The sequence below is a fragment of the Paenibacillus sp. J22P169 genome (genome assembly GCF_059691995.1).
In genome coordinates, this window is sequence record NZ_JCAUAO010000006.1 from 272,848 (window position 1) to 298,903 (window position 26,056).

Sequence of the window (26,056 nt, forward strand, 5' to 3'; positions counted from 1 at the left end):
AAGGTTGGGAGGATGCATGAGCGACATGAGTAATGAACAAATAGGAAACAGCGAACAAACAAATCAAACTAATATGACCTTAACGAACCGTCAAGGCCATCCGATTTCCGATAACCAGAACATCCGCACGATTGGCAATCGTGGCCCTTCGACACTCGAAAATTACCATTACATCGAGAAGATTTCCCATTTTGATCGGGAGCGTATTCCAGAGCGTGTCGTGCATGCGCGCGGCGCGGGGGCTCACGGGTATTTTGAAGCGTATGGACAAGTCGGCGAAGAGCCAGTCTCTACGTATACGCGGGCTAAACTTTTTCAGGAGAAGGGGAAGCGTACCCCTGTTTTTGTTCGGTTTTCGACCGTGGTACACGGCACGTATTCGCCAGAAACATTGCGGGATCCGCGCGGCTTCGCGACGAAATTTTACACTGAGGATGGCAACTGGGACTTAGTCGGCAATAATTTGAAAATCTTTTTCATCCGCGATCCGTTGAAATTCCCTGATATGGTGCATGCGTTCAAGCCTGACCCTGTTACGAACCTGCAGAACCCGGAGAAAATGTTCGATTTCGTCTCGAATACACCGGAAGCGACACATATGATTACTTTCCTCTTCTCGCCTTGGGGGATTCCGGCCAACTATCGGCAGATGCAGGGATCGGGCGTCAATACGTACAAATGGGTAAACCAGAACGGGGATGCCGTGCTAGTAAAATACCATTGGGAGCCGCTGAAGCAAGGGATGAAAAACCTCACACAGTCCGAAGCCGAGGCGATTCAGGGTAAAAATATCAGCCATGCCACGCAGGATTTGTACGAAGCGATTGCGCGCGGTGATTATCCGGAGTGGGAGCTGTGTGTGCAGATTCTAAGCGACGACGAGCACCCTGAGCTCGATTTCGATCCGTTAGACCCGACGAAGCTGTGGGATCATGAGAAGATTCCTTTCCGGAAAGTGGGTAAAATGGTGCTGGATCGCAATCCGGAGAATTATTTTGCTGAGGTAGAGCAAGCAGCTTTCGGAACAGGAGTACTCGTCGATGGCCTCGACTTCTCGGACGATAAGCTGCTGCAAGGCCGGACGTTCTCCTACTCGGATACCCAGAGGTATCGCGTGGGCACGAACTACCTCCAACTGCCGATTAATGCGCCGAAGTCACCTGTAGCCACGAATCAGCGGGATGGGCAGATGACGTTGATGGTTGATAAGGCCCCTGGCCAAAATCCACATGTGAATTACGAGCCCTCCTCGCTCGGCGGCTTACAGGAGGCGAAGCCTACAGGCAAAGAGCATCAGCCGATGTACAATGATCGTTTGGTGAGGGAGAAATTGAGTCGCACGAACGATTTTGGGCAGGCGGGCGATACGTACCGCAAGTTCGAGGATTGGGAGCGCGATGAATTAATCGCGAATTTGGTGGATGCTTTGAAGATCTGTAAGCCTGTGATTCAGGCGAACATGATCACGTACTTCACGAACGCCGATCCCGATTACGGAAGGCGCGTGTCAGAGGGGCTCGCTCAAGCGAAGGTTGAGACGGAGCACCTTGGGTCTGAAGCAGCGAAGGCGGGAGCTGAGCTGGCGGAGAACGCCGGACAGCGGACGGACGGCTATTAGGCTTTTAGACGAGGAAAGGCACCCGGGATGGGTGCCTTTCTTTGTTGTGCGTCGCCGTCTGCGTAAGCACGGCGATTGCGCGCGCGCCGGTGGCGGCTGACACCGGGGCAGGGCATCATGCCGGGGGAATAATTCGTGGTGCGGCGGCGGCTCTGGTTAGCTCTCGCGGATTAGCTGGAAAATCTACAGCTAATTCCAGCCCGCTCCGCCCGAAATGCCGACTAACTGGAAAAACTACAGTTATTTCGGCGGCTTTCGGACATTCCGAGAGAACTGCGCCGAATTACCTGTAAGAAATCCAGTTATTCTCTCAAAGATGGCCTATCCGACCAAATTAGCTACAGAAAATCCATCTATTGCGGTCGCCCGTCGGCTACCGGCTTCATCTACTTAGCCGCCTGCCTCATCTCCTTGTACCACCGTACCGTCTGCTTGATTGCTTCCTCATGCGGAGTTGTCATTTGCGGGCCGAAGGCCGCTACAAATTTACTGTGATCGAGGATGAAAGGCTGCTCAAACTCGTAGAAAACCTCTTTAATTTCCTTCAACATCGGATGAAAAAGGCCGATCATCGTAACCATGCCGCGAGATAATGTGCTAATCTTGCTTGCGGCGCCCAGTTCGTCAAAAATCAGCCCCAACATCTCCCGCGTGGTGAGGGTCTTCGCACTCGGGATATGCCAAACTTCACCCAAAGCACGCTCCTCTTGACCGAGTATCACGAGTCCTCTGGCAAAGTCATCTATATAGGTGTAAGTATGCGGTACATCCAAGTTACCTAATAGACCTACAGGCTTGCCGCTCAAGGCAAAGCCAAAGACGCGCTCGCCCAGAGAGGACTGCTTAACCCCTGGCCCATAGAAATCCGATGCGCGGCCTATCGCCACGCGGACCTTGCCCGATTGATGCGTTGACAGCAACTCCTCCGCCATCTGGGCGCGCGTTAGTCCCTTTTTCCCCGTTGCACGGTTCGGCAGGCTCTCGGTTAGGGGCTGATTCACTCGACCATACATGTAGAGGTTGTCGCCATAAATCAGTTTTGCTCCTGCTGCGGCAGTCCCCTCCATAATCCCCCGGGTTAAGGTTGGGAATTGTGTTGGCCAGTTCGTATAGCCTGGATGTGCACAATGGTATACCGCGGAAGCACCTTTGCAAAGTGCTGTCGCATCAGCCGGCTGGGCAGCATCGCCCTTTACTATTTCAACAGACGCATCACCCACGGACAACTTGCCGCTGCGATTCACCATTCGAATCCGCTGTACGCCGCGACGCTTCAATTCCCGCATAACGGCCATGCCTAATGGTCCCGTTCCAAAAATCACATTCACCTGTTCACTCATATTTCATGCCCCCTCGTCTTCGATATCCTAACGATATTGTCTACCGTAACGGGAGAGTCAAGAGGCATCTTGCAATTAGATACAGCCTATTTAGAAATGGGGACTTGCAGTTCCACAACAACATTGTTGTAGTCATGAAGGTGATTTTCTCTGCCAAATAGATGCAGCTCTCGAACTGGACCGTTCTGCGAATAGCCGTTGACCCCGAGCCATGTAAAAAGTGCCAATATACCATCTCCAACTCCCATAAAGGGACCTTTGTAAACAAGGCTAGCCACTTTTGACTCCGCTGGAATTTCATATACGGTGATGGATTCCTTCGGATAAACGTTCGCTAAAGAATGGAAGCTGAACGCTACCTCGATGTCGAAATTTTCCTCAATAAACTCTGTCATATGATATAGAACGTACTCCTGCTCCATGTTGGCAATGATAGCACTTCCGCCTAACCCCTCTTCGAGCTCTTCAAACATGCGGCAACGATAGACCGGCATATCCTGTAGCTGTGGAACAATTCGGCGAAGTCCAGCCACGTAAAGTGCAGGCACTTGCTTGATCCCAACCTCATAGACAGGGTTCTCTCCCAGTTGTTCTAGCTGATGCAACCTAGCTTCAATTCGCGTCATTTGCTGAGTCGCCTCTTCAATTTGGGTAGCTAGCTCCACTTTCTTCTTTTGCATCATACGCTTCATATCGTCCATCGTGAGCGCTTGATCAATCATCGTCGCGATTTCATCTAGCGAAAATCCCGTTTCCTTCAGTACCACAATCTGATGAATACGGATGAGCTGTTCATAAGTGTAATAGCGGTAGCTTGTCGTGGAATCGATATAAGCAGGCCTTAATAAGCCTCGCTCATCGTAATGGCGTAGTGTCCGTATGGTGACCTGTGCGATTTTGGAAAATAGTCCGATTCTAATGAAATTCGACATCGTTACCCGCCTCTCCCATGTGTGTCCTAGTATTCCTATTATACGGATTCCATGGAAAAAGGGGGAGCAAGTTGGTGCTACTGACTGTTATTTGGCATTCTGCTGAAAAAACGCCAATAAATCGCGATGCTACGTTTCGACTTCCACTGCTCCAAAAATCAAAATCCGTTCACCTGTATCTGATATCTATTTATTTCCCTTCTATGATCAAAATTCGTCATCTATCGATCTCCATCTCTGCCTCTTCGAACACAAAAACACCCTCAGCCTGAGGGTGTCTACTTGCATCTATTTGTTATGCGAGAATTGCTTGACGAGCAGCCTCTAGCGCTCCAACTACTTTATCGCACCACACATCAAATTCTGGATCTTCGCGCTGAAGCTCCGGATTGGCCAGAATGTTCGCAATCGTCCGCTTCATCCCTTGATCAAATCGTGTTGTAGCCACGAATTCGGGAACAAGCCGCTTCAGCTTCGAGTTGTCAAAAACAACCGAATTGGACTTATCTCCGAGCAGCCCACCTCGGTAGTCCTGCGTACTGCTAGCATCCAAGAACTCTGACGCTACATGTACGGCATGCAGCTTCACACCAAGCGCATCTGCGATGGCTTCGTAGATTTGATTCCACGTCAATGTCTCATCAGACGTGATATGCACGGACTCTCCAATGGCGTGAAGATTGCCCATGAGACCAATGAAGCCTTTGGCAAAATCGCTATTGTGCGTCATTGTCCATAAGGACGTGCCGTCGCCGTGGATGATCACCGGCTTGTTCTCCAGCATGCGCTTCGCTACCTGCCAGCTCCCTTTCGTGCCGTGCACACCAAGAGGAATCGAACGCTCATCATAGGTATGACTCGGACGAATAATCGTGATCGGGAAGCCTTGTTCTCTATATTGTTTGATCAAATACTCTTCACATGCGATTTTGTTTCTAGAATAAGCCCATAAAGGATTGGATAATGGCGTTCCTTCCGTGATGCGATAATCGGATAACGGTGTCTGGTAAGCGGAAGCAGAGCTTATGAAGATGAATTGCTTCGTTTTACCCTGAAAAAGCCTATAGTCCCGCTCCAACTGCGATGGTTCGAAAGCGATGAAATCCGCGACAACATCAAACGATAAGTCTTCAATCAGCCTCGCAACGCGCTCCTCATCGTTAATATCCGCTTGCAGGATGCGTGCACCCTCTGGTAAATCCGCATTACGTGTGCCTCGATTCAACAGATACAGCTCACAGCCTGTGGCAAGCAATTGTTTCGTAATCGCCGAGCTGATCGTGCCCGTTCCGCCAATAAATAGTGCCTTCATGATATCGCCTCCATTACTTTTATCTATGTATTACGCCTGGTTCGTTAGGACTGCATCTGTCAGCTGTTTATACTTCACATACCAAGCATTCCACATCTCTTTACGCGAAGTAATGGTTCTTCCCTCCAACAAAGCCTCCATCACATCAAAGCAAACGTGCCAACCTGCTAAATCTCTTGGTGTGTGCTCCGTAATTTTATGTAAATATTCACTGAATACGAAGTGACATCCACCGTCTGGCTCCGCTTGGAGTTCGAAACGAACGCGATCTTCGTCCCAGGTAAAGGCCAATACACGAAGTGTAGTAAGCTCCAGAATCTCCATGGGAATAAACGTGCCGTCTGGCATATTAAACTTGATCACGCTGCCCTCGCGGAGCTCCTCCACTTCTAACTCGGGGAACCATTGTGTAAGCTTATCGTTTTCCGTCAACCATGACCATACATCCTTCACATCATGCTGCCAATGACGCTCATATCGAGCCAAATATCCACCTTGGGCGGGTTGCAGATCAGCTATCATACGATGCCTCCTCTATCTTTTCCTATCTTAAAAGGACAACACTACTCTTAACTTCATCTTACCTGTAGATGCTTGTTCAATCAAGAAATAACGCCGATCGCACTACTCAACCAATATAGCAAAAAAGCCGAGGTTAGGGCCCCGGCCTTTCTGTTTCACGCTATTATGCTTTTTTCGCGGACCATAGCGACTCAATTTCTTCCAGTGATCTGCCCTTCGTTTCAGGCACAACACGCATGGTAAAGACGAACGTCACTAAGGAGAGGACACCAAAAATCCAGAAGGTCATCGCCGGACCTGCAGAGCTAAGCAATGGTGGGAACGTCTGCGAGACCACATAATCTGCGATCCACAGCGCCATCGAAGCAATCGCTGTTGCTTTGCCGCGAATACGATTCGGGAAAATTTCGGACATGATCACCCAAACGACGGGCCCTAAGGACACCGCGAAGGAAGCTACATAGAGTAGGATAAAGACGAGAACAAGATTTCCTGAAGTATGACCCGTGTGGAACGCGATCCCGATCACCGCTAAGCAGATTGTCATTGAAGCGGATCCGACCAGCAATAGCACCTTCCGACCCACTTTATCAATGAGCCATATCGCAAGGATTGTAAAGAGGAAGTTAATTAATCCGACCAGAATAGTCTGCGTCAACGCAGCATTGGTGCCTGTGCCTGTTTGTTTAAATATCTCAGGCGCATAGTACATCACCGCATTGATGCCTGTAACTTGTTGGAGAACAGCCAAACCAACACCAACGATTAGCGCAAGCCTTAACGCCGGGCTGAACAGTTGGCGGATCGAGCCATTTTCTTGTTTAAAAGATTCCTTAATCTCCAGCACTTCTTTCTTAGCCAGTTCTTCCCCATGAATGCGCAATAGGATCGGCAGAGACTCCGCCGCTCTACCTTGCTTGATTAACCATCTTGGGCTTTCGGGTACGAAGAACAGCAGCACTAAGAACACTAAACCAGGGAGTGCCCCGAAGCCGAACATCCAGCGCCAGCCTGTCGCAATATTCCATGCCTCATCCGAATGATTCGCAATGCTGGTATTGATGAAGTAAACGAGGAAAATCCCTGTTACCGTTGCAAATTGGTTCAATGCCACCAGACGGCCTCGATATTTCGCAGGTGCTATTTCCGCGTTATAGAGCGGGCAAAGCGTCGACGTAATCCCAATACCGAGTCCTCCACGTAAGTGCGCTCCGACGAATTATCAGCTGCGCGCGGGTCGACCAAGCCTCGCTCCCTTTCCGCAGGGAGACCTTTCAGTTCCTCGAAGGACCGCAGGTTGCCCCACTTTTTATCATATGTCGCAGCAAATACGGCTTCAAAGTAGGACGTCCGGATGCCCTCTATCTCATGCCGAGTAGAACCAATGCCTATATTAACGTCAATCCCGCGTACCTGACGCAAATGTTCTATGAGCTTTGCACCAAGAGCAGCAGCTTCTTCGCGCAGCGCATTGGCTTTCTGCTGCGCCCGATCCAATAGAAAAATGGCCATATGCCCATGCACCATCGAGCTAACCACACATCCAATGCGATTCTTGAGATAACCCTTCGTGAAGGTTTTGACGGTTTCGTACATTTTCTTCTTAGCGGCACCTAATTCCTTATCGGATGTATGCCCAAGCTCGGGCAGAGCAAGGACTAGCCCACACCCTTGTTCGATGGATAGCTCCAAAATATCCGCCAAATACCCGGCATCCGTTTCATTCACAGTGTCGGACATAATGACCAGGGCCATTTCGGTCTCTGCCAGCGGGAGCAGCTGGAAGTACTTATCCCGCATCGCGAGCTCCCCCTCCCGCTTCCGTCCTTCCTGCTCAATTTCAGCAACTAAGCGCTGCAGAAGCTCAACGATCTGATCCCGTTTTGCCGGTTTGACGAGGTACTCCTTGACCCCTAAGGATAGGGCTTCTTGGGCATACTCGAACTGCTCATAGGCGGTTACTAACACCATTTTCGTCTGTGGATGCCCCGATTTGATTTCTTTTAGGGCTTCCAAGCCCTGAATACCCGGCATACGGATATCCATCAGGATGATATGCGGACGGAGCTCATCCGCTTTTTGGATCGCCGTGCGGCCATTCTCCGCATGAATGACTTCGAACGTATTCGGCATCATACGATTGACAATCCATTCGATGCCTTCTCTCTCTAACGCCTCATCATCGGCGATCAGTAGGCGATACATCTCCAACTTCCTTTCCTTCGGCAGGCAGCCGCAGGACAACCGTCGTCCCTTGGCCAGGATCACTTTCAATGCGGACGAGATCCTTTTTGCCATAAAATAAAGCTAAACGCCTGAACACATTCCGTGTTCCTAAGCCCGTAGACTGGCCATGAGCATGAGAAAGCTGCGGATCGCCTTCCAAATCAAGCAGAGCTGCACGGACCTCCTCGCTCATCCCCACCCCATTATCCGATATCGCGACTAGTGTCTCATCGCCCCCACGAGTAATCGTGAGCTGAATCACGGCTCCTTCTTCAATGCCCTCGATGCCATGCACGAATACATTTTCAAGTATCGGCTGCAACGTAAGCATCGGTACGGGAACATCCAGTCCACCTTCATCAATTTCCATCACGAACTGAATACGATTCCGGAACCTTGCCTGCTGAATGGTGAAATATTGCTTCGCATGCTCCACTTCATCCCTGAGCCGCACGGGGCGATCCAGCTTTCGCAGGTTATAGCGGAGCAGATTGGACATGGTGACCGTCAAATCACTCGTCTGCTCAGCGCCCTCCAACAGGGCGAGCTTAGATAGCACATTCAAGGAGTTGAAGAGAAAGTGCGGGTTCATTTGATTTTGCAGCACCTCGAGCTCCATTTCTTTCAACTGCTTGTCCTTCTCCAGTCCCTCGGTTTCCTTCACAATGAGCTCCTTGAGGTTATCCTGCATGTGCCCAAAAGCTTTTGCTAACACGCTGAACTCATGCTCTGAGCTCAGTTGAGGAATGGGGGCATGCAGATCTCCGTCCGACATTTGCTGTGCCACGTGTGCTAGCTGTCCTATTGGCCGCGAGATGCCCAGAGAGATGCGATAGGCAAGTACGATACTAATCAAAGTATTGAGGATGAAAATCACGACACCCCATTGGTTCATCCCTTCGGTTTGAATCAGAATTTGCCGATAGAGCGGCTGATAGTAGCTCAACTCCAAATCGATCAATTGGTAGCCTTCCTCCTGTATGAATGCAGCTGTCCGCTCTGCTTCTTCATAGAAGGCCGTATAGGCCAATGTATCTGGACTGCTGGCTGCTTGGATAACACCTGCTTCTTGCGCGATGAATGTGTCTACCATATGGGTATAGCTGCGGAAAGTGAGGTCAGTAGCCGGGATTGTGTTTTGTGCCGCTAATTTCTGCTGAAGTACCTGCAGTCCATCCTTCTGATGCAAGAACGCCAACCGGCTGTCTTCACTCCGATCCACTAAGTAGCTATTCATAGCACCGAGGTTATCCTGCGTTTGCCCGGCAATTTGTTTGTATAATAATACCCGATCGAGCATTACATTGTAACTTTCCTGCACGGCTCTGCCGCTATGAAAGATGAAATACGATACCGCATTATTCAAAATAAACAGCGCTGGCAGCACAATAAACAGCATCCGGCGTATGTTCATGGGGAGCTGACCGGGGCTAGCGTCGTCGCATTTAGGATATAGGTGCCTGTAAAATACTGCTTAGGTAATGTGCTCCCTTGGAAATGAGAAGCTAATAGCTGTACAGATACTGAACCTATTTCATGGGGTTGTTGCACGACGGAAGCCATGATGGTTCCTTGGCTGATTCCCTGCCTTGTCGCTGTGATATCATCGAAACCGAACACAAGCGTGCCCTCTCGATGCGCCGCCTTCACCCCTTCCACGATGCCTGCGGCATCTAAGGAGCTGAACCCCACCATCGTCTGAATGGTTGGATATTGCATCAGCATGGCCTCCGTATGCTTCGCAGCCTGAATACGTGAAATATTCGATGCGCGGATATCCACAATCACAAATTGAGGCATATTCGCAATGACAGAGCGAAATCCCTCTAGGCGTTGCTGCTGATTCTCGGCCAGCTGACTGCCGATAATGACACCGATGCGCCCCTTACCGACTGCAGCTCCTACCACAAGCTCCCCTAACCGTTTGCCTGCTTCCCGATTATCCGTGCCTACATAGGTCAATCTTCGGCTGGCTGGCTCATCTGCATCTAACGTGATCACTGGAATACCTTGATCGATCGCTTTGCTGATAAGCACGTCATACTGCGGCTCCCTAATCCCTTGCACAAGAATAGCATCCGGCTTAGCTGCGATTGACTTCTCCAGAAGATTGGTTTGCTCCGCAGGGTTGATCCGAATTGGACCCAAGTAGTCGATCTTCATGCCACGGCTTGCCGCGGCCTCATTCGCGCCCTTCTCTACCGTTCGCCAAAACGGATTGTCCAACTCTTGCGCGATGAGCACCACGTGCTTGAACGGCTTCTCAGCCTCGCTATTCTGCTCCATCTGCCCAACGAGCTGGTCAATATTCAGCGTGGACGTGAGAAATTGGTACATGACGTAGCAAATAAGAAGAAATAAGCCGAGCAGTCCCAGCGTCCAGCTTCTACTTCGCATTCCGTCACCTCCTCATCAGCGCATTCGTCCTCCAGGAGGAACGCTTGGTGATTAGTATGAGCACGGGGAGAGCTGCACATGCAATGTTTTCCACGCGACGGGCGTAAGCTTAGCTGGAAAACCTCCATCTATTTTCGCCAACATCGCCTCCGATTGTTGATTAGATGGATTTCCTACAGGTAATTCCTCCATATCAGGCTCAATTGAACACATGCCGTCGAGTTAGCTGTAGTTTTTCCAGTTAATCGCCGGCTTACGTTACAATCCGCGGAATTAGCTGTAGTTTTTCCAGTTAGTTGAAACCGGCGAGTCTTCAGAATCAGAACAGAATACCTAGGTACGCTAACACCTCCTTGTATTCCTTGGATTCCTTTCATTCCGAAAGACTTTCGTAAGATTTAGGAAAGAGTCCTGCATGATGTGTCTAGTAAGATAAGCGTATGAAACTTATTGGAGGTACGCACATGAACATGCAACCGGTAGTCGAAGTACGCAATCTGACGAAACGGATTCGAAATAGAAACATTGTGGATCAGATTACTTTTGATCTTTTCCCTGGGGAGGTCTTCGGCTTCCTCGGACCAAATGGGGCTGGCAAAACGACGTCCATCCGCATGATGGTCGGCCTGATCGAGATGAGCGACGGCGATGTCATCATTCATGGACACAGCATTCGCAGCAGCTTCCAGGACGCGATTCGGCACGTCGGTGCTATCGTCGAGAATCCCGAGCTGTACAAACATCTGACAGGGATGCAGAATCTCAAGCAATTCGCCCGCATGGCGCAGGGTGTCCCGCAGAGCCGCATCGACCAGATCGTGCAGCTAGTTGGGCTTACCGCCCGTATTCACGATAAAGTGAAGACGTACTCGCTTGGCATGCGCCAGCGACTCGGGATTGCTCAGGCCTTGCTGCATAAGCCCTCTGTGCTCATCCTCGATGAGCCAACCAACGGTCTTGACCCCGCAGGCATTCGTGAAATGCGCCAGCTCGTCCGCCAGCTGGCCGCCGAAGAAGGCATCGCGGTGATGGTTTCCTCTCATCTACTCGCCGAAATGGAGCAAATGTGCGACCGCTTCGGTGTCGTATTGGAAGGCCGCTTCCGATCGACCTTCACCCTTGCTGACTTACAGACTCCGACGGAAACTCAGACACTTGAAGAGAAATATATCAGGCTTACGGAGGTTGCTACCCATGCGTAATATAGGAACACTACTTCAAAATGAATTCATTAAAATCTTCACCAAAATCGGTAGCTGGGTAATGATTACCTTCATTCCGATACTTGTTATCGCGGCAGGCTTCCTGTGTAAATATGCTAACCAAGATGAGCTTACGGTGAACAATGTGTGGGAGTTCTTAGATTTGACTCTCTCCGCCATTCCGAATCTCATGGATATTGTCACCTTGTTTACGATTATCGTTGCCGCCGGTATTGTCGCATCCGAGTTCTCTGGAGGTACCATCAAAATGCTGTTGATCCGCCCCTTCAGCCGCTCCACGATCTTGTTTTCCAAGTTCGCGACCGTCCTCTTGTTCGGGTTGGGCCTTACGATATTGCTGTTACTGACCACTTTTCTGACAGGTGGCATCCTTTTCGGATTTGATGGTGCTTCCGAGCTTCATAATGGGGCTCAAATCTCAAACGCTTCTTACGTCTGGCAAGCAGTTGGCTACAGCGGTATTGAATTAATCGTCATGGTCACACTTGCATTCATGTTCTCATCTGTGTTCCGCGCGAGCTCCATGGCCATCGGGATTTCGCTATTTTTCTTATTAACAGGTGGACAGCTTGCTTACGTCCTCAAAAAATTTGAGTGGTCCAAATTCCTGATTTTCGCCAATACGAATTTGCTGAGTTATTTGGATGGAAGACCGCTTATGGCCAGTATGTCTTTGTCTTTTTCATTGATGATGTTAGCCTGTTATCAGCTGCTATTCCTCGCTCTAGCTTGGTTGGTATTTGCGAAGCGCGATGTTTCTATTTAAGGCTGCATCCGTTTCATTATGAGTGGGTAAAGCAGTATACTGGAAGCAATTGAAGTAAAGGTGGAAACGAGATGCCTAATCACATTTTGCTTGTAGAAGATGACCCCGCTATTGCTGAAATGGTCCAAAATCATTTGCTCAAAGAGAGTCTCACCGTTCGACATGCCCCAGATGGGGAAGCGGCGCTGCGGCTCTTTGCCGAGGAAGCCTTCGATCTGATCTTGCTCGATCTGATGCTGCCTGGGGTGGACGGCATGGAGGTGCTGCGCAGGGTACGAAGTGGAAGCACCGTGCCGGTGCTCATTCTGTCCGCGAAGGACAGTGATGTAGAGAAAGCGCTGGGGCTCGGCTTCGGGGCTGACGACTATTTGGGGAAGCCTTTCTCCCTCATCGAGCTGTCAGCACGGGTAAAAGCAATTCTGCGGCGGGTTTCCCAATATGCCTCACCTCCGGCAAGTGTTGAACAAACTCTCTTGCGTATCCATGAACTGACGCTACATCCAGATGAGCATCTCGTGACCAAAAATGACACGCCCCTTAGCCTCACAGCGAAGGAGCTTTTAATCTTAAAGCTATTAATGTCTCATCCCAAACGCGCCTTCTCCAAGGAGCAAATTTATCGCTCGGTCTGGAATGACGCTTATTATGATGATGTCAATGCTATTCAGGTCCACATTTCCCGACTGCGAGATAAGATTGAGGATGATCCTGCGCACCCACGGTACATCAAGACCGTATGGGGGATCGGTTACAAAATGGGGGATTTCTGAGATGAATCTTGTGTGGCCCAGCCTGTGTATCCTTCTTGGGATACTTACCATCGTTCAATTGAAGATCAGAGTCGACCAATCACGTCATCTCCGCTATTTGCAAACGAAGCTAACTGACATTCTCACTCAGGAATCCTCAGAGAAAGTTCATATCCATACCGATTCCAGTCAGCTCCAAAGCTTACTCATTGCCATAAACCGACTCCTCGATGCCAATCGCAAAGTGGAAGCCGACTATACCCGCAAGGAAAATGCGATCAAGAAAATGGTTGCCAACATGTCCCATGACTTGAAAACACCACTTACGGTTGTACTGGGTCTGGCAGAGACCCTTGCGTACGATCTCACTGCGAGCGATGAGGAGCGCAAGCGACTCTCCATCAAGGTTCACGAGAGAACGCTCGACATCCTCAATCTGACGAACCAATTTTTCGATCTGGCGCGTCTGGAATCAGGTGATCGACCTGTCCCATTGTCCAAAGTTAATCTGAGTGAAGCCTGCCGAAACGGCATTCTGTTCTACTACGAGCTCATCGAGGCACACGGCCTCGATGTGGACGTCGCGATACCAGAAGAGCCGATCTATGTGTACGGCAATACCGAAGCACTCGGACGTGTGCTGCAAAATCTCCTATCCAACGCAATCCGTTACGGAAAGGAAGGCGGTATTGTGGGCATCGCGCTGCGGCAAGATGAGACAAGTGTCTATATCGAGGTCTGGGATCAAGGTAAGGGCATTGGCGAGCGAGATCGCCTGAATGTATTCGAGCGGCTTTATACGCTGGAGGATTCCAGAAATCAAACCTATCAAGGCAGCGGCCTGGGTCTCACGATTACGAAGCGGTTAGTCGAACTCATGGAGGGGCGTATTTCCCTGCAGAGTATTCCCCATGTGAAGACCGTATTTACGGTCCGTTTTCCCACTATCCGCTTTTGAAAGGAACCTGACCCATGAGTATCATTCTCCAAACCAAACAATTGTCTAAAACATATAAAAAGACCGAAGTTGTCTCCGGTGTCAATATGCGCGTTCGTCGTGGCGAGATCTACGGTTTTCTCGGTCCGAATGGTGCGGGCAAAACAACCGTCATGCGTATGATTACAAATCTAATCGCGCCAACCAGGGGAGAAATCGAATTGTTCGGCGCTCCACTTACCCCCCGCTCTTACGAAACGATGAAACGGATGGGCAATATTATTGAGTATCCTATCTTCTATGACCATCTGACTGCACACGCTAATTTAAAGCTGCACTGCGAATATATGGGCTATTACGATAAAAATGCCATACGTGAAACACTGGATCTTGTTGGACTACCCGACATTGGCAATAAGCCTGTGAAGGACTTTTCACTGGGTATGAAGCAGCGTCTTGGCATTGGCAGGGCCATCTGCACGAAGCCCGAGCTGCTCATCCTTGATGAGCCTGTCAATGGCATGGATCCATCAGGGATTCGTGAAATCCGTGATCTGTTTCGTATGTTGAACAAGGAATTTGGCATGACACTGCTCATTTCTAGCCATATTTTACAGGAAATTGAGCAATTGGCCGATACGATTGGCGTCATCAACCATGGCAAGTTGCTTGAAGAGGTATCCATGGAACAGGTTCGTGGACGGCATAACGAGTATACAGAAATTGTCGTTACGGATGTGCCGCGTGCTGTGCTTGTTCTAGAAGATAAGCTGGCTATCCTCAATTATAAAATTATGGATCGCAGCACGATACGGATCTATGATCCACGCCTTGCACCTGTCGAGCTGAATCGCTTACTTGTGCAGCATGAGATTGGCGTTGAGGCGCTGAACAAAAAGACCCGCTCGCTCGAAGACTATTTCCTCGGGGTCATCGAAGGAGGAAACCGTGATGCTATGGAAGCTCATTAAGCTGGAGCTAAAGAAAACGAAGTGGCGAGGGCTTTTGCTTAGCGCCGTGATCACCAATCTTATGGTAGCGCTATGGGTCATAGGTAACGACGTGCCAAATAATGAAATCAGAAGCTATGACCGAGCATTCCTGAGCATCATGAACTATGCTGGAATTACCTTCATTATTTTCGCTTCCGTACTTATGTCCCGAATGGTCATTGACGAGTATCGGAACAAAACGATTACCCTTCTCTTCGCCTACCCTGTGCCTCGTAATCAGATCTTCTTGGCCAAATTGATCATTATCGGAGCTTGGACCTTCGCTACGGTGTTAATCGACAATATTTTCGTAGTGTGCTCACTCCTGGTAGCCAATTCACATAATCATTACATTACCGAAACACTGACAAACGATCGGCTTATGAAAGAAGCGATTCGCATGCTGATCTTCGCCTTTACCTGCGGGAGTATATCGCTGATTCCGCTCTATTTCGGCATGATACGGAAGACGATGCCTGCATTAATTGTAAGTTCATTTCTTCTATCTAACGCTTCAATGGTCATTGTCAATAACATCTCTGTCGAAGATAGTTACGGAACCTACGTGACAGCAGCCTTGATGTGCTTCACTATCGGGGTTATCATGGCGTACGCGGGCGTGCGGAGGAGCCAGTTGTAGAGGGATGTGAGAGAGTATTTTATTTGGAAAAACATGCAGGAACGAGGAAAGACCATCTTCTCAGATGGTCTTTTTCCCTTTTCAATAAAATGATCTCTTCAATTACACATTTCATGTAAGCAGGGTTGTGCATTTTTATTGTCGAATAAAACTGAAATAGCCAAGTAGGTACTAAGAACCATATTTCAGATGAAGTAGGATTCTGTAGAAATCTATCGAATTTTATTAAGGAAAGCAAATTTTTACTAATTGGAGCTTTGTGGAGGATTTATTGTGGATAATGTAGTAATCACGGGGTATGGTATCAAAGCCCCTCATATTGATAATAAGATGCAATTTAAGACTGTCTTGGAGCATGGTATCTGCACGCATCGCGTTGTTAAGAGCCAGATCAACGATTTAGACTTTGTTTGCGGTATTATTGATAACGATTTTAAAGTGGTCCGGGGTAAAAACCTTAAACGTTATCCAAGAATGTCTCGATTTGCCATGGCAGCGGCAGATGATGCCATGGAAATGGCGGGAATTGTCGACAGGGGTTCCCTGCGTATTGCCGTGATTTTGGGTACTTCCGCAGCAGGTATCTCAGAAATTGAAGAATATTCTACTGGCGGTGCCAAATACGAGAAAATACCTATACACAGTGTTGCATTAGCTAATGCGCACAGTTTATCATCGGCAGTTGCTCATCATTTGGACATCCAAGGGCAAGTTTATACAATTACTACAGGCTGCACGTCGAGCTCAGATAGCATTAGTATGGGGAAGCTTCTCCTTGAAAGCGGGATGGCTGATGTGTGCGTGGTCGGGGGTTCAGATGCGGCCATTACGAACTGGAGTATGATGGGGTTTTTAAAAATTCAAGGGATCACACCCGATGTTGATGTTTATGAAACCGGCGTTCCATTTTCCAATGCTCATCAAGGATTTGTATTGGCCGAAGGGGCCGGTGTTCTTATATTAGAGCGCGAGAAGCAAGCTAAAGCTAGAGGAGCCTCGCTTTACGGCGTAATCAAAGGGACTGCTTCTTACAATGAAGGCACATCCATTCTACAAAGCGATGAGACCGGCCAAAATATGCTGCAAGCCCTTCGTAGCGCAGTCAACGGACATACGCCGACCTATGTCAACAGTCAAGCCCTCGGATTGAAGATCAACGACCGGGTAGAAAGCATCACCCATGAGACCTTATTTGGTCCATCGGTTCCGATCACTTCAATTAAAGGGATGACAGGACACACACTCGGGTCTATGGGGGTCATTCAAGTGATCTCTTCCCTAATAAGTATGGAATACGGCTTCATACCTCCGACGATAAAAACCAATGGTGAAGGATTCGAAGAACTGCCCATTGTGCTCGAAACCCGGTATCAGAACATCCAAAGTGTGGCGATTACCACACATGGATACGGGGGCAACAACACATGTCTATTTGTCACCAAGATTGACTGAGAGGTGATTTTATGTTTTTGCTATTACTATTAATAATTACCTTTATTCCGCTTTTCGTTGGTTTAACCATCTTATTTATGTTCGAGAAGACCAAGATGGCGAGAGCTATTTTCTTGTTTTTATTTTTTGCCTCCATGTGGGAGTTAGACACCGCCGTTTTGTATGCACACCATCTACTATCTGAAACAACTATTGAATTTTTATTTCGTCTTTTCCGGTTTGGTTCTATCATGCTTACACCCGCTTTGATCTATGTAGCATATAGTATGGCCAGCGAAGTATCGGAGAGTCAGAAATCTCGATGGCTTCGGGTGGCAGTGAGCAAAACCATGGTGGTACTGGTATTTTCATGGAGCCTATTTGTCTATTTGATCGGATGGACCAAGCTAGGGATCAAAAATCTTTATCTTGTCAAACTGGACAGCCTTACGGATTTCATGTTTCCAGCTAACGGACCTTGGGCCGGAGTTTTCCAGTTCAATGTCGTATTATTTATTATCAGCTTATTATTCTCCTTTGTTGTCAGCCTTAAAATAACGGAAAAAGATAAGCGCACGTTCCTGATTGTCTTCACATCTGTCATAACCGTTGGATACGGGATTGGTATTCTGAATCTCTTTGAAAAATACAGATTATATCCAAGTGCTATTGCTGTTATGCTTTTCGCAATTACGACGTTCATTGCCTTTACTCGCATGCATACGAAAATTGTAAAATATATGGCCTATCACGATGCACTGACGGGTCTGCCGAACCAACGATTATTCAAAAACCGGCTAAACCTTGCACTTGAAGCCGCCAAACGGAACAATACCAGCATCGCGGTTCTATACATGGATCTAGATCGATTCAAGCTTATTAATGACACGCTAGGACATAATGTTGGTGATGTGCTGCTGCAGAATGTCGCTGGGCGAATAACGGGTTGTCTCAACAAACAAGCTACGGTTTCGCGGCAAGGCGGCGATGAATTCACAATTATACTGACCGGCCTTACCCACGAAGAACTAGAACAAGCCATCCAGGATATTTTGTATGCCTTTAGCCAACCTTTCGCCTTACAGGAGTACCAGTTATATGTGACTCCGAGTATCGGTATCAGCGTATATCCGTCGTGCGGTGATAACGCGGACATCTTAATTAAAAATGCAGATACGGCCATGTACCGTGCCAAAGATAAAGGAAAAAACACCTATCAATTCTTTAATGAAACGATGGGGATTCAAATTCATCAGAAGCTGAATATGGAAAATGCCCTACGCAAAGCATTGGAAACGAATCAATTCGTTGTTCATTATCAACCGAAGGTTGATGTGCTTACAGGGAATATCACGGGTGCCGAAGCTTTAATTCGTTGGCAGCATCCTGAGTTGGGCTTCATTCCTCCCTCGGAGTTTATCCCTTTGGCTGAAGAAACGGGACTCATCATTCCTATCGGTCAATGGGTATTACACACGGCTTGTAAGCAATTTAAAGCATGGCAGACCAACGAAATGCCGCACATGTCGGTGGCCGTTAACCTATCCATGCTGCAGTTAAGACAAGAAAATTTCGTTGAAATGGTCGAGCAAGTCCTGAATGAAACCGGACTCGAACCACAGGATCTCGAATTCGAAATTACGGAAAGTAAAGCAATGAACAATGTTGATCTTTTTATACAAAAATTAATCGCACTGAAGAAGTTAGGGATTGGCATTTCCATTGATGATTTTGGGACAGGTTATTCCTCCTTCGGCTATCTAAAGCAATTACCTATTGATACTTTAAAGATCGACAGGTCCTTTATCAACGACATCACGAACTCAGAGACGGGCGCAGCGATCGTGCAGGCTATCATTGCGATGGCTCATATTTTGAAGCTGAAGGTCGTGGCTGAAGGCGTTGAAACAGCGAGTCAGCTAACGTTGTTAGAACAATTCAAGTGTAACGCAGTACAGGGATACTATCTGAGCCGGCCATTAGCTGCTGAGGATTTCGTGAGTTTGCTTAGAAGTAAGGTTATATGTTGAAGTAAATATCCATCATGCAAAAAGGCTGTTAGATAACGTAGATAATTCTACATTTTCTAACAGCCTCTTCTATTTACAGTGAAACGGCCAATTACGATGCCACATCTCTCTTCGTAAATACCAGCCATGCCACTACATTGAAAATAAAGAAATATATGCCTAACATAATAATCGAGAATTCAAGCGTCATCCCTGTCTGATACGGGCGACCGCTCAAATATTGAGACAGATCAATATTAGCGAATAACAGGTATTTACTCCATTCGTAAGGCTGCAAGAGCTCCAAGAAGATCGCCCCCGCAAACAGAGCAAAGATGGAGAAGCCAATCGCCATGATACTACTGCGGAAAGCAGAAGAAATCATGAAGGCCATGGTGACGAAAATAATCGTAGACACGCCATTGAGCAGATACGTTTTCCACAGATTAGCAACCATGCTTTTCTCTACAACTTGGCCCGCTGCATCAATAGTCACGAGGGGCAAGTCGATCAACCCGAACTTATATAGAATTCCGTTTACTAGAATAGACACAACGAACAGAATCACTAACAAGAACAAGCCAAAAGCAATCATCGACACATATTTGGAGATTAGAATTTTCGTTCGATTCGCGGGTCGAATCAAGAGCAGCTTGATGGTCCCGGACGTGAATTCGCCAGCCAAGCTATCCCCTGCTACAATAACGGTGAACAAGGTGATTAAGATAATCAAATGCGCTGAATCGTTAATTCCGCTCCACATGGTCCCCCCTTCCGGGTGAATATTATGTTCGAGATGGTAGTCATACCTAGCGATCTGTTTCTCGATGCTTGCCTTGCTCTCAGCACTCCGTTTCGGCTCCTTCAGCGCGTCTGTGAGCTCCTGCTTTTGCTCGATCACGTGACCCCGCCACGCATCAGTCTCATTCGATTTGTCATCATAGTACCAATCCATGAAACTGCCTAAGAAAACGGCACCAATCATGATGGCGACCATGATCCATGTACGTACACGACGATAGAGCTTCATGTTTTCATTCAGAAACAAATTAACCAACCTGTTCACCCCCTGTCATTTCCAAGAACCGATCTTCTAGTGATTGCCGCATCACCTGGACACCATAGATGCGGACATCTCTACGCATAAGATCCGCTAAGATATCAGGAATATAGTCTCGCTCTGTCACAACCTCTACGCCCTGAGGAACAATCTTCACATCTTTGATGCCCTTCATGCCCGCAATAGCTGAGTGGACCAGCTCCGCAGGTGACGCTTCGATCAAATAGGTTTGCGTCCCATCCTGCGAATCTGCCATGAAGTCTTCGATCGTCTTCACATCAACTAGCTTGCCTTGCTGAAGTATGGCAACACGATCACACATCAGCTCCATCTCGCTAAGCAAATGACTGGAAACAATGACAGTGATCCCTTCGGATCGCGTCAGATAACGCAGGTAATCACGCAGCTCACGTATCCCTGCAGGATCTAGGCCATTCGTCGGCTCGTCCAGAATAAGCAGTGACGGCCTGTGCAGCAGCGCCTGAGCAACACCCAGTCGTTGGCGCATGCCTAGTGAGTACTTTTTCACCTTGTCATGAATCCGTGTCTCCAGCTTAACCAGCTTGACCACTTCGTCAATTCGTTCCTTCGTAACCCCAGGAACCATGCGCGCATAATGAATGAGGTTATGATAGCCGCTTAAATACTTATACATTTCGGGATTCTCAACAATCGCGCCCACATGCCGAATGGCTTGCTCAAAGTCATGCTTAATGTTCTTTCCTTTGATCACAATTTCGCCCTGCGTGATCGACATTAATCCGACCATCATACGGATGGTTGTCGTCTTCCCTGCACCATTTGGCCCGAGGAATCCGAAGATCTCACCTTGCGGCACGTCAAAAGTTAAATTATCTATAATGGTTGTCCGCCCAATTCGCTTCGTAACACCGCGCAGACTTACAATGGGTTCACTGCTCATGATTAGGCCTCCTACTGGATTTAGTTAACTTGGAAGATCATGTCGCCAGACTTCATCTTAGCCCCTATTTTCCGTGTCCCTTTTCCCAAAACACCGTTCATGCGGGTTTCAACTTTGTTGTCGGTACCCTTTTGGATAGGTAACGGAAGTAAGGATTGTATACGTCCGGCACTCACCGCAGCATCCAACGTATACCCCTCATCTTTGGACAAAATGAATGTCATATTACCGCCGTTGTCCGACACAACTTGGATGTCACCCTGGATATGGTCAAATTTCATATCGGAACCATGTCCTACAACGTCTACTGAACCCTTCATTTCACGAAAGAAAACAGATCCGTATTTCGCATTTCCTGTGACTTCCCCCGTAATGTCGGTTAGATCGATCTGGCCTGATTGATGATCGAGGACTAAATTACCTTGCGTATGATTAATATTGGCTGTACTAGATCGGTTGACGAGGTCAACATTCCCCCTAATGTCGGCCATATACAGACTGCCATAGGAAGATTTCACCTTAAGATCTCCCTTTACATTGACAATTTCCATGAGACCACTTGTAGAAGTAGCCGCTACGTTCCCGTTAATCCCGCTAATGCGCACCGCGCCATCTTCATTCTGAATCATCGATCTCATCGCATCGGGGACAGCAAGCACATAATCGATGGATACATAATCGGGATCAATGGACTTGCCATTCGCTGTCGTAACTAGCGTTAGTTGTCCATTCTGGATTTCTTGTTCTACCTTAACAGCGTCTCGCCTGCGATTAGCTGCCTCGGTACTCGCGGCGGTCGCTGTCACCGTAGCCTGTAACCGAATCGTAGACGTCTCCGACCGTTGTACGGTTACTTTGCCTCTTTGACTAGTTAGCACGACTTCCTTGATTTCTGGCTTATTAATATCCGATTGAAGCTGCGCGGTTACCGTTACAGCTCGCCTCTCGCCGAGATAGGCATCTGTCTTCTCTTGATTCACGAATTGCTCACTAAACGCTTGAAAAGTATCTTCCTTCCGGATAAATACATCCAAAATGGAGAGTAGGAACAGCATCACAACGGAGATGAGAAGAACACTTCTTTTTTGCCGGAAAGACATTCTCATACCTCCACTTCTTTCTCGAAAATGAAACCATTCAACGCAATTAACCCCATACAGAGTAAGCCAAGCACAATAAAGGGTCCCGAATGCAAGAAGGCCATATCTGAATCCTTATGTCCAATCACGATCTCAGGTGTCCATACCAGCAGGTAGGATAACAGCGGGCTGATCCGAAGGACCAACCAAATGATGCCAAAAAACGCGCAGAGCATCACAAGCCATTTGAATTTCGCAACGAGCTGCCCACATAGGAACGTGAACTGCACAACGATTAATAAAAACAACATAACGACAATGGCGATCCAGTAGAAATTAAGCACAATATTTATAAGACTCGGGCCTATCTCTGACCAATCCTCACTTGTGCTTACTTCATCCCAAATCACACGAAGTAACAAGCTTCCGAAGCTTGCTGCAATCACAATGGACGTTGCAATCAGCAAAGACAGCACTGCCGCTAGCTTGGCCGCCAACACCTTCCACCCTCGAATCGGCAAGGACAGGAGGAGGTAAATCGAGTTCGTTCTCCACTCCACATGGAGTTGGTAGTAGCCAGTTCCAATCGCTAGGGCAACTAGGAATAAATAAGGTACAATGAGTGACAGCACCATCGTCGCATCCATTTGGAAATCAGCGCTTTTGTACAAAACAATCAAGTGCAGCGCAACAACGGCCACTGCGAAAAATCCGAATAAGGGGAAAATACTTTTGGTTTCTTTTCTGAATAGGTTCCAGAGTGCCATCTATCCGTACACCTTCTCCCATATGTTCTCTAACGAGCAGCCGTATGTCTCGCGTAAATTTTCAGTGGAGTCGAATATCCTGACCTGCCCATTCTGCAGAAAAATGACATCATCGAACATAGGCTCGGATTCATTCACGGAATGGGTAGAGAGTATAATTGTCTGCTCATCCGATTGAAACTCGCTAATAATCGAGCGGATGATTTTGGCTCGAGACGATGGATCAATACCAGAGAACGGCTCGTCCAGCAGGATCAGCGGCACATTCCGAGACAAAGCGGCAATCAGTTTCAATCGCGCCCGCATCCCTTTGGACAGATTCCGAACCTTCTGGTTCTCATCCAGCTCCATTTTGACAAGCATCTCCGCCGCTCTGTCTGCCTGCCAATCCATGTAGAACCCCGATATAAATCGCAGCGTTTCCTTCACCGTCATCCATCCATATAGATTGTCAATCTCAGGCAAGTATGCGACATGCTGCTTATTGTGGACATCCGGCTTCCTGCCGCCAACGAGAATTGTCCCCGCGGTTGGATAGATTAGACCGGCCATCATTTTGAGCAGCGTTGATTTCCCACTCCCGTTTGGCCCCAGTAAACCCACAATTGTGCCTTTTTTGATTTGAAGATCGATGCCGCTTATCGCTTGCTTTAACAAATACTTCTTTTGGATGTTTTTGAGCTCAATCATGTACGGATTCTCTTCGCTTGACACGGTCTATCCCTCCTTGCGTTCCATATGTAAAGTATCGCGAAGCATATGCGCCATTTCGTCCGGTTCAATGCCTAAACCGCGCATTTCTTCAATGAATTGATGAACCGCAGCTTGCGCCATTTCGGAACGAATGATTTGGAGCATTGCTGGATCATTCTTGATAAAAGTACCTTGCCCTCGTAACGTTTCCGTCAAACCCACCCGCTCCATCTCTTGGTAAGCTCTCATCACCGTGTTGGGATTCACTTGCGAAATTTGTGCCCGTTCCTTGTGAGACGGAATTTTATCACCTGGCGATAGCTCGCCCCTAGCCAATGCTTTCTTAACCTCATCGACCATCTGCAAATAAATCGGTTTCGGGCTATTAAAATTAAGTTGCACCGTCCTACCCTCCTCTTCACCGCAAACCAGTGCACTATTGAACTAGTGCACTATAAGAATATTTCCATCCTCGCGTATTGTCAATCCCTATTTCTGGACATGGCAAAAAGGAGGAACGCCTCTAGGTTCCCTTTCGCCTGACGAATCAGCTAATCCTCATGAGAAAAAGCCGTCCTCACATAGATTATCTACGTGAAGACGGCCTCAAAAAGCATTATGATTCGTTCTATTTACTGTGCTGCTCTTTGTGGACGTTGTCCGCCACCTTGTGGCGGCATGCCGCCTCCACCGAAGCCTCCGGGACCACCCATCATCCCGCTTCTAGCGGCGGTTACACCTGTTTCGGACAACCACGTGATCAAGGTTGATGTCTTGAAGTCCACAACCTTCGTCCCACCTTGATACGTGCCGCCGTCATACAGACCCTTCGTCGCGGTGCCCGTCGATGTTCCGCCCGAGCTAAGCGTATACGAAGCGTCCTGCTTCAGGTTCGGTGAGCTGACGAACACGGACTGATAGTTCTTCGATGGCGCAAAGGTAATAATTGTGTTACCTGCGCTATCTTCGAGATGAACCAGCGCACCCGCTTGCTGGGTCTTGGTGTATGTCATGAGCACGCCAGCTTGTGTCGATGTGTCGGACGTGGCTTGCACCATGCCTGAGCTTCCCGCGGCGACGAGGAAGCCGCCGGTCATGACGAACGTGCCGTCATAGTCGAGGGAGCCGTTGTTGTTCTCCGTCGGACCGTTGACGATCACCGTACCACCGCTCATCGTGATGGAGCCGTTCGAGTCCAATCCATCGCCCTTCGAGTCGACGGATAGGGTGCCCCCGGTAATCGTCAGCATATTGGTCGAATTTGCACCGGATGCGCCTGGTGCACCGCCAGGTCCGCCTGCTGCACCAGCTTTGCCAGCACCGCTTGCCGCCGCTCCCGGAGCGCCGCCACCTTCAGCGGACTCAGCATCACCGCTGGAGATGTTTACACCGTCATCCGCAGCGACAAGGCTGGTTTTACCGCCAGAGATCACAACCGCAGGTGCCTCGATCCCTTCATTGCTTTGGGCAATATCGATCGTACCTCCTGCGATAGCAATCGATACCTCGGCGTGGATCCCATCGTCGCCAGCGTTAATGTGAAGATCTCCGCCGCTCACATCTAAGCCGCCGCTGCTGTGCACCGCATCCTCGCCGGATTGGATCGTGAACGATCCACCCCCAAGGCTGATGTAGCCTTCTGAGCCTTCTTTATCGTTCGACGTTTTAATGCCGTGTCCACCTGCATCGATGGTCAACGTTCCCGCTTGGACAGCGACCAGGTCACGGCCCATCACGCCATCATCAACAGCTTGAATATCCAGCGTGCCTCCGGTAATTCTCAGCTTATCCTTGCTGGTAATCCCATTGTTATAGTTCCCTTTCACGACAAGCTTTCCTGTTCCATTGATCGTCATATCATCTTTACTGAAGATGGCCGAGTTAGGCTCGTCTGTTGACGCATCTGGATAGACATACTTGGATCCGTCCGAGACTAGGTTCACTGTCCCCTCTTGTAAGCTGATGATCGTCTTGCCCGCTTCTTCGACATAGATCGCCGAAGAAGTGCTATTCGAGATCTCCGCTCCGTTTAAAACCAGGCGAACAGTGCCCTTATCCGTCACGTTCACTGTTATTTGACCATCTGTCAATTTACCACTCACAACATACGTTCCAGCCTTCGTAATCGCAATCTTACCATCCTTCGCCGCTGCGCCCTCACCCTCGATCGTGGCACCCGTTCCCGTCAACGTGATCTTCGTCGGATTCGCAGAAGCCCAGTCTGTGTAGGCATCTTCCGCCTTATATTCGACCTTTTGGATCACATCCGTAGTCGCGACTTTCCCCGTTGAGGCCGTAGTTCCAGTCGTTGTTGCCGTTGGTGCAGCCTCGGTCGTATTCGAAGCTAGATCTGTCGTTTCGTTGCATGCTGCCAACACCACAGCGCATAATAGTAGCACACCTGCGCCTTTCATATTTAAAGGTTTTTTCATAGAGATCTC

Annotated in this window: 21 protein-coding genes and 3 pseudogenes; 9 read left to right on the plus strand and 15 right to left on the minus strand. The window is 48.5% G+C overall.

The annotated features are described in order from the left end of the window. Positions 1 to 61: 61 nt before the first annotated feature. A pseudogene (locus AC58QG_RS25395) lies at positions 62 to 1,618 on the plus strand (catalase); the annotation flags it as partial. 386 nt (positions 1,619 to 2,004) lie between these two features. Here the strand turns inward: AC58QG_RS25395 and AC58QG_RS25400 are convergent. The 8 genes and pseudogenes from AC58QG_RS25400 to AC58QG_RS25435 form a co-directional block, all read right to left on the minus strand. Next, the gene (locus tag AC58QG_RS25400) at positions 2,005 to 2,958 is read right to left on the minus strand and encodes an SDR family oxidoreductase (RefSeq protein WP_497364887.1); all 954 of its coding nucleotides are present in this window, start codon (positions 2,956 to 2,958) and stop codon (positions 2,005 to 2,007) included. Positions 2,959 to 3,044: 86 nt separating this feature from the next. After that, positions 3,045 to 3,890 (minus strand): MerR family transcriptional regulator, encoded by an 846-nt coding sequence (locus AC58QG_RS25405; RefSeq protein ID WP_497364888.1) that lies wholly within the window; start codon positions 3,888 to 3,890, stop codon positions 3,045 to 3,047. 295 nt (positions 3,891 to 4,185) lie between these two features. Beyond that, positions 4,186 to 5,202, minus strand: coding sequence for an SDR family oxidoreductase (locus AC58QG_RS25410; RefSeq protein ID WP_497364889.1), 1,017 nt, complete (start codon positions 5,200 to 5,202; stop codon positions 4,186 to 4,188). A 30-nt stretch (positions 5,203 to 5,232) separates the two neighbouring features. Then, on the minus strand, positions 5,233 to 5,724 hold the full coding sequence (locus AC58QG_RS25415) for an SRPBCC family protein (RefSeq protein ID WP_497364890.1): 492 nt from the start codon (positions 5,722 to 5,724) through the stop codon (positions 5,233 to 5,235). 163 nt (positions 5,725 to 5,887) lie between these two features. Further along, a pseudogene (locus AC58QG_RS25420) lies at positions 5,888 to 6,928 on the minus strand (sugar porter family MFS transporter); the annotation flags it as partial. Next, positions 6,865 to 8,022 (minus strand): response regulator, encoded by a 1,158-nt coding sequence (locus AC58QG_RS25425; protein WP_497364891.1) that lies wholly within the window; start codon positions 8,020 to 8,022, stop codon positions 6,865 to 6,867. The pseudogene AC58QG_RS25420 and the gene AC58QG_RS25425, both read right to left, overlap by 64 nt. Further along, the gene (locus tag AC58QG_RS25430; protein ID WP_497364892.1) at positions 7,904 to 9,364 is read right to left on the minus strand and encodes a sensor histidine kinase; all 1,461 of its coding nucleotides are present in this window, start codon (positions 9,362 to 9,364) and stop codon (positions 7,904 to 7,906) included. The genes AC58QG_RS25425 and AC58QG_RS25430 overlap by 119 nt, the downstream gene beginning before the upstream one ends. Beyond that, complete coding sequence (locus AC58QG_RS25435; RefSeq protein ID WP_497364893.1) at positions 9,361 to 10,347, minus strand: substrate-binding domain-containing protein; 987 nt, start codon at positions 10,345 to 10,347, stop codon at positions 9,361 to 9,363. Before AC58QG_RS25435 ends, AC58QG_RS25430 begins: the two co-directional genes overlap by 4 nt. Before the next feature lie 470 nt (positions 10,348 to 10,817). Here AC58QG_RS25435 and AC58QG_RS25440 point away from each other — a divergent pair. From AC58QG_RS25440 to AC58QG_RS25475, 8 genes and pseudogenes are all read left to right on the plus strand, one after another. Then, positions 10,818 to 11,531 (plus strand): annotated as a pseudogene (locus tag AC58QG_RS25440) (ABC transporter ATP-binding protein); the annotation flags it as partial. A 10-nt stretch (positions 11,532 to 11,541) separates the two neighbouring features. Continuing rightward, the gene (locus AC58QG_RS25445; RefSeq protein ID WP_497364894.1) at positions 11,542 to 12,336 is read left to right on the plus strand and encodes an ABC transporter permease; all 795 of its coding nucleotides are present in this window, start codon (positions 11,542 to 11,544) and stop codon (positions 12,334 to 12,336) included. 71 nt (positions 12,337 to 12,407) lie between these two features. Continuing rightward, entirely contained in the window at positions 12,408 to 13,106 is a 699-nt protein-coding gene (locus AC58QG_RS25450; protein ID WP_497364895.1) for a response regulator transcription factor, read from the plus strand. A 1-nt stretch (position 13,107) separates the two neighbouring features. After that, positions 13,108 to 14,043 carry a sensor histidine kinase gene (locus AC58QG_RS25455; RefSeq protein ID WP_497364896.1) on the plus strand — a complete coding sequence of 312 codons (936 nt, stop codon included), beginning with the start codon at positions 13,108 to 13,110 and terminating at the stop codon, positions 14,041 to 14,043. Positions 14,044 to 14,057: 14 nt separating this feature from the next. Further along, positions 14,058 to 14,993, plus strand: coding sequence for an ABC transporter ATP-binding protein (locus AC58QG_RS25460; RefSeq protein ID WP_497364897.1), 936 nt, complete (start codon positions 14,058 to 14,060; stop codon positions 14,991 to 14,993). After that, complete coding sequence (locus AC58QG_RS25465) at positions 14,974 to 15,654, plus strand: ABC transporter permease (RefSeq protein WP_497364898.1); 681 nt, start codon at positions 14,974 to 14,976, stop codon at positions 15,652 to 15,654. Before AC58QG_RS25460 ends, AC58QG_RS25465 begins: the two co-directional genes overlap by 20 nt. 273 nt (positions 15,655 to 15,927) lie before the next feature. Continuing rightward, positions 15,928 to 17,106: a beta-ketoacyl synthase N-terminal-like domain-containing protein gene (locus AC58QG_RS25470; RefSeq protein ID WP_497364899.1), complete on the plus strand. Its 1,179-nt coding sequence runs from the start codon at positions 15,928 to 15,930 to the stop codon at positions 17,104 to 17,106. Positions 17,107 to 17,117: 11 nt separating this feature from the next. Continuing rightward, positions 17,118 to 19,115 (plus strand): putative bifunctional diguanylate cyclase/phosphodiesterase, encoded by a 1,998-nt coding sequence (locus tag AC58QG_RS25475; protein WP_497364900.1) that lies wholly within the window; start codon positions 17,118 to 17,120, stop codon positions 19,113 to 19,115. 91 nt (positions 19,116 to 19,206) lie between these two features. Here AC58QG_RS25475 and AC58QG_RS25480 read toward each other — a convergent pair whose 3' ends face one another. The 7 genes from AC58QG_RS25480 to AC58QG_RS25510 form a co-directional block, all read right to left on the minus strand. Continuing rightward, positions 19,207 to 20,151 carry an ABC transporter permease gene (locus tag AC58QG_RS25480; protein ID WP_497364901.1) on the minus strand — a complete coding sequence of 315 codons (945 nt, stop codon included), beginning with the start codon at positions 20,149 to 20,151 and terminating at the stop codon, positions 19,207 to 19,209. After that, complete coding sequence (locus tag AC58QG_RS25485; RefSeq protein ID WP_497364902.1) at positions 20,144 to 21,076, minus strand: ABC transporter ATP-binding protein; 933 nt, start codon at positions 21,074 to 21,076, stop codon at positions 20,144 to 20,146. Before AC58QG_RS25485 ends, AC58QG_RS25480 begins: the two co-directional genes overlap by 8 nt. Before the next feature lie 20 nt (positions 21,077 to 21,096). Further along, positions 21,097 to 22,176, minus strand: a complete 1,080-nt coding sequence (locus AC58QG_RS25490; RefSeq protein ID WP_497364903.1) for a DUF4097 family beta strand repeat-containing protein — start codon at positions 22,174 to 22,176, stop codon at positions 21,097 to 21,099. Positions 22,177 to 22,178: 2 nt separating this feature from the next. Continuing rightward, positions 22,179 to 22,922, minus strand: coding sequence for a hypothetical protein (locus AC58QG_RS25495; protein WP_497364904.1), 744 nt, complete (start codon positions 22,920 to 22,922; stop codon positions 22,179 to 22,181). Next, entirely contained in the window at positions 22,923 to 23,636 is a 714-nt protein-coding gene (locus AC58QG_RS25500; protein ID WP_497364905.1) for an ABC transporter ATP-binding protein, read from the minus strand. Positions 23,637 to 23,639: 3 nt separating this feature from the next. After that, positions 23,640 to 24,017, minus strand: coding sequence for a GntR family transcriptional regulator (locus tag AC58QG_RS25505; protein WP_497364906.1), 378 nt, complete (start codon positions 24,015 to 24,017; stop codon positions 23,640 to 23,642). A 230-nt stretch (positions 24,018 to 24,247) separates the two neighbouring features. Further along, positions 24,248 to 26,047: a carbohydrate-binding domain-containing protein gene (locus tag AC58QG_RS25510; protein ID WP_497364907.1), complete on the minus strand. Its 1,800-nt coding sequence runs from the start codon at positions 26,045 to 26,047 to the stop codon at positions 24,248 to 24,250. Positions 26,048 to 26,056: the final 9 nt, after the last annotated feature.